This is a genomic window from Streptomyces sp. NPDC048600 (assembly GCF_055587025.1).
In genome coordinates this window covers 405,704-413,647 of the sequence record NZ_JBVJGZ010000005.1, presented here as the reverse complement: position 1 = coordinate 413,647, position 7,944 = coordinate 405,704, and the positions used below count along the sequence as shown (strand labels likewise).

Genomic DNA, 7,944 nt, shown 5'->3' with positions numbered 1-7,944 from the left:
CCGCCCTCGCCTCCACCGGCGCCCCCGGCCAGGACCCCGCCGCCGTCCCCCTCTACTCCATGGCCTACGCCCTCTACTACAACAAGCAGATCCTCGCCGACGCCGGCATCACCGAGCCCCCCACCACCTGGGACGAACTCACCGCCGCCGGAAAGAAGATCCAGGCCGACGGCAAGCAGGTCCTCGGCGCCGAAGGCGCCAACCCCTCCGAGAACGTCCACCACGTCTTCACCTTCGCCAAACAGCACGGCGCCGACTTCTTCACCCCCGACGGCAAGCCCGACTTCACCAACCCCAAGATCGTCACCGCCGTCAAGCAGTACGTCGACCTCATGGCCACCCACCAGGCCATCCCCGCCGGCAACGCCGAATACGCCCAGAACCAGTCCGTCGCCGACTTCGCCACCGGCAGGACCGCCTTCCTCCTGTGGCAGTCCGCCTCCGCCAACCTCAAGTCCCAGGGCATGAACGAGGACACCTACGGCATCGCCCCCGTCCCCGTCCAGAACGGCACCCCCGGCACCGGCACCCAGACCAACTCCATGGTCGCCGGCATCAACCTCGCCGTCTTCAAGAACAGCCACAACCCCGACGGCGCCACCCAGCTCGTCAAATTCCTCACCAGCGACACCGAACAGAAGATCCTCAACCAGGCCTACAGCAGCATCCCCCCGGTCCGCACCGCCCAGGAGGACCCCGCCTTCAACACCCCCGCCAACGCCGTCCTCAAGCAGACCCTCGCCACCAGCGCCGCCGCCCTCCCCCAGGTCGCCGACGAATCCCAGTTCGAGACCGCCGTCGGCACCGCCGTCAAGGAACTCTTCGCCGACGCCGCCGCCGGCAAGAAGACCACCGACGCCACCGTCAAGGCCGCACTCGACAAGGCCCAGCAGCAGATGCCGAACAGCTGAGAGCGAAGCCCTCCATGACCACTACCGTCACCCCCCGAGAGCACGGGGCGAAGACGGTGCGGCCGCGGAAGCGTCCCGGAGCGAAGGGGAACGCCCCTCGCTCCGGGCGGCTGCGCCGCATCGGACTGCCCTATCTGCTGCTCCTGCCCGCACTCGTCTTCGAACTCCTCGTGCACCTCGTGCCGATGCTGATGGGCATCGTCATGAGCTTCAAGGAGCTCACCCAGTTCTACATCCGCGACTGGGCCGCCGCGCCCTGGTCCGGTCTCGACAACTTCAAGATGGCGGTGGACTTCGACGCCCCCGTCGGCGAGGCGCTGCTGCGGTCCTTCTGGACCACGTGCCTGTTCACCGTCTGCTCCGTGGGCCTGTGCTGGCTGATCGGCATGGCCGCCGCGGTCTTCCTCCAGGAGCAGTTCCGCGGCCGCGGCCTGCTGCGCACCCTGTTCCTCGTGCCGTACGCCCTGCCGGTCTACGCGGCCGTCATCACCTGGGTGTTCATGTTCCAGCACGACAACGGCCTGGTGAACCACGTCCTGCACGACCAGCTCGGCCTCACCGACGAGCCCTCGTTCTGGCTGATCGGCGACAACGCGTTCTGGGCGCTGCTGACCGTCTCCGTGTGGAAGGGCTGGCCGTTCGCCTTCCTGACCCTGATGGCCGGCCTCCAGAACATCCCCCGGGACATGTACGAGGCCGCGTCCCTGGACGGGGCGGGCATGTGGAAGCAGATCCGCCACATCACCCTGCCGGCCCTGCGCCCGGTCAACCAGGTGCTCGTGCTGGTGCTGTTCCTCTGGACGTTCAACGACTTCAACACGCCGTACGTGCTGTTCGGCAAGGCGGCGCCCGAGTCCGCCGACCTGATCTCGGTGCACATCTACCAGACGTCGTTCCAGACCTGGAACTTCGGCACGGGCTCGGCGATGTCCGTCCTGCTGCTGCTGTTCCTGCTGGTCGTGACCGGTGTCTATCTGCTCGTCACCAACCGAGGAAGGAAGGCCGGTGTCTGACACCACGCAGCAGAAGGCCGTCCGCTCGCCGATGGCCGCCCCGCGGTCCTTCCTGTGGAGCCGGCGGATCTTCCTCACCCTGCTCACCGGGTTCGTCCTGCTGCCCGTGTACGTGATGATCTCCAGCTCGCTGAAGCCGCTGCGGGACGTCTCGGGGAAGTTCCAGTGGATCCCGTCGGAGCTGACCATCAGGCCGTACTTCGACATCTGGGAGACCGTTCCGCTCGCGGACTACTTCGTCAACTCCCTGATCGTCTCGGTCGCGGCCACGGTCTGCTCGGTCGTCATCGCGATCTTCGCGGCGTACGCGGTCAGCCGGTACAACTTCCGCGGCAAGCAGGTCTTCACGGTCACCGTGCTGTCGACGCAGATGTTCCCCGGCATCCTCTTCCTGCTGCCGCTGTTCCTCATCTACGTCAACATCGGCAACGCCACCGGCATCGCGCTGTTCGGCTCCCGGGGCGGGCTGATCCTGACCTATCTGACCTTCTCGCTGCCGTTCTCGATCTGGATGCTGATCGGGTACTTCGACTCGATCCCGCGCGATCTGGACGAGGCCGCCAAGGTCGACGGCTGCGGCCCGCTCGGCGCGCTGTTCCGGGTGATCGTCCCGGCGGCGGTGCCCGGCATCATCGCGGTCTCGGTGTACGCGTTCATGACCGCCTGGGGCGAGGTGCTGTTCGCCTCGGTGATGACCAACGAGACCACCCGCACCCTCGCCGTCGGTCTCCAGGGCTACTCGACGCTCAACGACGTGTACTGGAACCAGATCATGGCCGCCTCGCTCGTCGTCAGCCTGCCCGTGGTCGCCGGGTTCCTTCTGCTCCAGCGCTACCTGGTCACCGGTCTGACCGCGGGTGCCGTGAAGTAGCACGGCCGCACGGCCCGGTCCTGCCGTGCGGAGACCCGGCCGGGCGCCGCGGGGCCGGGCCGGGGCCCGCACCGCCCCTGCCCCGCGCCGCGGGCAGCCGGCCGGCCCGGCCCTCGGCGGGAGCGCTCCCGCCGGGTGCGGCGCACCCCTTTCCCCTGCTTCTGCTCGCCTTTCTGAGAGGTTCTCCGTGTCCGATTCCGCAGCCCCGTTCGACCTCGACCTGGCCGCTTTCCCGGCGGACTTCACCTGGGGCACCGCGACCTCCGCCTACCAGATCGAGGGCGCGGTGGCCGAGGACGGCCGTGCCCCTTCCATCTGGGACACCTACTCGCACACGCCCGGCCGCGTGGACAACGACGACCACGGCGATGTGGCCTGCGACCACTACCACCGCTGGCCCGAGGACATCGCCCTGATGAAGGAGCTCGGCGCCGGCGCCTACCGGATGTCCATCGCCTGGCCCCGGGTCCTGCCCGGCGGTGACGGCCCGGTCAACGCGGCGGGCCTGGACTTCTACGACCGGCTGGTGGACGGCCTGCTCGAGGCGGGTATCTCCCCCTCCGTCACGCTGTACCACTGGGACCTCCCCCAGGCGCTCCAGGACCGCGGCGGCTGGCCCGAGCGCGACACCGCCGAGCACCTCGCGGCGTACGCCTCCGTCGTCGCGGAGCGCCTCGGCGACCGCGTCACCCAGTGGGCCACCCTGAACGAGCCGCTGTGCTCGGGCTGGATCGGTCACCTGGAGGGCCGGATGGCCCCCGGACTGACCGACCTCACGGCCGCCGTGCGGGCCTCCTACCATCTGCTGCTGGCCCACGGCCTGGCCGTGCAGGCGGTCCGGGCCGCCGCGCCCGGCGCGCAGATCGGTCTGGTGACCAACCACTCCACGGTCGAGCCGGCCTCCGCGAGCCCCGAGGACGCGGCGGCCGCCGTCCGGCTGGACGGCCACACCAACCGCTGGTGGCTCGACCCGGTCTACGGCCGCGGCTTCCCCGCCGACATGCGCGAGCTGTACGGCGTGGAGCTGCCCGAGCGCGCGGGCGACCTGGAGATCATGGCCACCCCCACGGACTGGCACGGTCTGAACTACTACTTCCCGTCCGTGGTCACCGACGACCCGCAGGGCCCCGTGCCGTACGCCCGTGAGGTGCGCGTTCCCGGCGTGCCGCGCTCCGGCATGGACTGGCCGGTGGACGCCGCCGGTCTGGAGGGCATGCTGATGCGCCTGACCGAGGACTACGGGGTGCGCCGCCTCTACGTCACCGAGAACGGCTCGGCCTACCCCGACACCGTCGCCGCCGACGGCAGCGTGCACGACCCCGGGCGCACCCGCTACCTGGAGGAGCACCTGGGCGCCTGCGCCCGCGCGATCCGCAAGGGCGCCCCGCTCGCCGGCTACTACGCCTGGTCCCTGCTGGACAACTTCGAGTGGGCGTACGGCTACGACAAGCGCTTCGGCCTGGTCCACGTCGACTACGCGACGCAGAAGCGCACCGTCAAGAGCAGCGGCCGCCGCTACGCGGACATCGTCCGGGCCCACCGCGGCGCCGCCTCCTGAAACCCCTGACCGGGGCGCGACACGGTCAGGGGCGCCCCGGTCAGGCCGACTCCCGCACCACCAGCTCCGGCTGGAACACCACCGAGGCACCCGCCTCGGTGGTGCCGTGCAACTGCTCCACGAGCAGCCGGGCCATCGCCGCGGCCATCTCCTCCACGGGCTGGCGGACCGTCGTCAGGGCGGGGCGGCACTCGGTCGCGGCGCTGGAGTCGTCGAAGCCCACCACCGCCACGTCGCCGGGCACCGCGACGCCCTGCTCGCGCAGATACTGGCAGGCGCCCTGTGCCATCAGGTCGTTGGCCGCGAACACCCCGTCCAGTGCGGGGTGTTCGCGCAGCAGCCGGGCCATCGCGCGCCGCCCGCTCGCCACCGTGAACAGCCCCTTGACCACGGGTACGTCGCTCACCCCGGCCGCGGCCAGGGCCTGCCGGAAGCCGTCCAGGCGCTGCCGGGCGGCCGGCGCGGAGTCGGGGGCGCCGATGGTGGCGAGGCGACGGCGGCCGCGGGCCAGCAGATGCCGGGCGGCGAGCCGGGCGCCCGCCGCGTTGTCCAGGTCGACGTAGCCGGTGCGCAGCCCCGCCGCAGGGCTGCCGAACAGCACGGTCGGCACGCCCGCGGCCACCAGCATCCCCGGCATCGGGTCGTCGACGTCGAGCGAGACCACCATGGCTCCGTCGGCGGCACCCTGCCCCAGATACTCCACCGCCTGTCTCCTGGCCTGCTCCGACTCGGCCACCAGCAGGACGGGCTGGACGCCCCGCTCGCGCAGGAAGCCGAGCGCGCCGTCCACCACGCGCCCGAAGAACGGGTCGGCGAAGACCCGCGCGGCGAAGGCGTCGCCCGTCGCGGAGAGCACCAGGGCCACCGCGCCCGTACGGCGCGTCACCAGTGACCGGGCCGCCTGATTGGGTGTGTACCCGGTGCGCTCGATGGCCAGCCGCACCGCTTCCTGGATCTCCGGGTCCACATTGCGCACACCGTTGACCACGCGCGACACCGTCGCCCGCGACACCCCGGCCTCGCGCGCGACGTCCTCCAGAGTCGGTCCCCTCTTCGCCACCCAGGCACTTTAACGCCCTGTCGCCGTCCGGGTACGCGCGGATGCCGCCCGAGCGCCGCGATGTGGATCTTGTCGGCGCCATGGCCTGATCCGGACGGCGCCCCCTAGATCCCTGAAGACTTAAAGCAAGCCAAAAGAAAAGTGCCGCACGAACCTTGACCGGCCACCGACAGGGCGGGCAAGGTTCCGGGAGAGCGCTCTCCCCGTTTCCGTTGTGTAAAAAGAGGAGCCCCCCATGCTTCCAGTCGGGACGCCGCCGGTCTTCCGGCGCTCCACCCCGGCAGCCAGACGCGCCGCCGCAGGCGCTCTGGTCTCGACCCTGGTCGGCACCCTGCTCGCGCTCGGTCCGACCACCCCGGCCGGTGCCGCCGAGACCCTGCTCTCCCAGGGCCGCACCGCCACCGCGTCCTCCACGGAGGGCACCTCCTTCGCGGCCTCCGCCGCCGTCGACGGCAATCTCACCGGCACCCGGTGGGCCAGCCAGTGGAACGACAACCAGTGGTTCCAGGTCGACCTCGGCCAGAGCGCCGCCGTCAGCCGCATCGTCCTCACCTGGGAGGCGGCGTACGGCAAGGCCTATGACATCCAGCTCTCCGACAACGGCACCGACTGGCGCACGGTCCGCTCCGTGACCGCAGGCGACGGCGGCACCGACGACCTCACCGTGTCGGGGACCGGCCGCTACGTCCGGTTGCAGGGCATCACCCGAGGCACCGGATACGGCTACTCCCTCTGGGAGTTCCAGGTCTACGGCGGCGGGGACACCGTCCCGCAGCTGCCCGGCGGCGGCGACCTCGGCCCCAATGTCCACGTGATCGACCCGTCGACGCCCAACATCCAGGGCCAGTTGGACGCGGTGTTCCAGCAGCAGGAGTCGGCCCAGTTCGGCAACGGCCGGCACGCCTTCCTGTTCAAGCCGGGCACCTACAACAACCTCAACGCCCAGATCGGCTTCTACACCCAGATCGCCGGTCTCGGCCTCAAGCCGGACGACACCCTGATCAACGGCGACATCACCGTCGACGCGGGCTGGTTCAACGGCAACGCCACGCAGAACTTCTGGCGTTCGGCGGAGAACCTCGCGGTCAACCCGGTCAACGGCACCGACCGCTGGGCGGTCTCCCAGGCCTCCTCGTTCCGCCGGATGCACGTCAAGGGCGGCCTCAACCTCGCCCCGGACGGCTACGGCTGGGCGAGCGGCGGCTACATCGCCGACTCCAAGATCGACGGCCAGGTCGGCAACTACTCGCAGCAGCAGTGGTACACCCGGGACAGCTCCATCGGCGGCTGGTCCAACTCCGTCTGGAACCAGGTCTTCTCGGGCACCGTCGGCGCCCCGGCGACCGGCTTCCCCGAGCCGCGCTACACCACGCTGAACAACACCCCCGTCTCGCGTGAGAAGCCGTTCCTCTACCTCGACGGCACCGAGTACAAGGTCTTCGCCCCCGCGCTGCGCACCAACGCCCGCGGCACGACCTGGGAGTCGGGCACCCCGCAGGGCCGGTCCATCCCGCTGAGCAACTTCTACGTGGTCAAGCCCGGCACCTCCGCGGCCACCATCAACCAGGCCGTGAACCAGGGCCTGCACCTGCTGTTCACGCCCGGCGTCTACCACGTCGACCAGACGATCCAGATCAACCGGGCCGACACGATCGTGCTCGGCCTCGGTCTCGCCACGATCATCCCCGACAACGGCGTGACCGCGATGCGGGTCGGCGACGTCGACGGCGTGCGGCTGGCCGGCTTCCTGATCGACGCCGGACCGGTGAACTCCGACACCCTGCTGGAGGTCGGCCCGCAGAACGCGAGCGCGGACCACACCGCCAACCCCACCACCGTCCAGGACGTCTACATCCGCATCGGCGGCGCGGGCGCGGGCAAGGCGACCACCAGCATGGTGGTCAACAACGACGACACGATCATCGACCACACCTGGGTCTGGCGTGCCGACCACGGCGAGGGCGTCGGCTGGGAGACCAACCGCGCCGACTACGGCGTCCGGGTCAACGGTGACGACGTGCTGGCCACGGGGCTGTTCGTGGAGCACTTCAACAAGTACGACGTCGAGTGGTACGGCGAGCGCGGCCGCACGATCTTCTTCCAGAACGAGAAGGCGTACGACGCCCCGAACCAGGCCGCCATCCAGAACGGCGCCACCAAGGGCTACGCGGCCTACCGGGTCGACGACTCGGTGAACACCCACGAGGGCTGGGGCCTGGGCAGCTACTGCTACTACAACGTCGACCCGACGATCCGTCAGGACCACGGCTTCAAGGCACCGGTGAAGCCCGGCGTGAAGTTCCACAGCCTGCTGACCGTCTCGCTGGGCGGCAACGGCCAGTTCAACCACGTCATCAACGACACCGGCGCCCCCACCGAGGGCACCGCGACCGTCCCGTCGACCGTCGTCAGCTTCCCCTGACGGTCCGCCAGGTCACACACCCCACTGGTGTGACCTGACTCCCCGACTCCTTCCCGGGCGGCGGTCCAGTCCCCGCTGCGCCGCCCGGGAGGGAAGACCCCCACGCGCT

General features: G+C 70.2%; 6 protein-coding genes. 5 read left to right on the top strand and 1 reads right to left on the bottom strand.

Going from position 1 to position 7,944, the window contains the following annotated elements:
- From ACZ6SQ_RS09920 to ACZ6SQ_RS09905, 4 genes are all read left to right on the top strand, one after another.
- The coding region (locus ACZ6SQ_RS09920) for an extracellular solute-binding protein (RefSeq protein ID WP_469558717.1) at positions 1-911 on the top strand (911 nt) is incomplete at its 5' end.
- A gap of 14 nt (positions 912-925) precedes the next feature.
- Positions 926-1,924, top strand: a complete 999-nt coding sequence (locus tag ACZ6SQ_RS09915; RefSeq protein ID WP_386383950.1) for a carbohydrate ABC transporter permease — start codon at positions 926-928, stop codon at positions 1,922-1,924.
- A gap of 31 nt (positions 1,925-1,955) precedes the next feature.
- On the top strand, positions 1,956-2,795 hold the full coding sequence (locus tag ACZ6SQ_RS09910) for a carbohydrate ABC transporter permease (protein ID WP_386383956.1): 840 nt from the start codon (positions 1,956-1,958) through the stop codon (positions 2,793-2,795).
- Positions 2,796-2,982: 187 nt separating this feature from the next.
- Positions 2,983-4,353, top strand: a complete 1,371-nt coding sequence (locus tag ACZ6SQ_RS09905; RefSeq protein ID WP_469558713.1) for a GH1 family beta-glucosidase — start codon at positions 2,983-2,985, stop codon at positions 4,351-4,353.
- 40 nt (positions 4,354-4,393) lie between these two features.
- On the opposite strand, the gene ACZ6SQ_RS09900 is transcribed toward ACZ6SQ_RS09905, so the two are convergent.
- Positions 4,394-5,413 carry a LacI family DNA-binding transcriptional regulator gene (locus ACZ6SQ_RS09900; protein WP_469558710.1) on the bottom strand — a complete coding sequence of 340 codons (1,020 nt, stop codon included), beginning with the start codon at positions 5,411-5,413 and terminating at the stop codon, positions 4,394-4,396.
- Between the two features lie 235 nt (positions 5,414-5,648).
- On the opposite strand from ACZ6SQ_RS09900, the gene ACZ6SQ_RS09895 reads away from it, so the two are divergent.
- Entirely contained in the window at positions 5,649-7,835 is a 2,187-nt protein-coding gene (locus ACZ6SQ_RS09895) for a galactose-binding domain-containing protein (RefSeq protein WP_469558708.1), read from the top strand.
- Positions 7,836-7,944 lie beyond the last annotated feature (109 nt).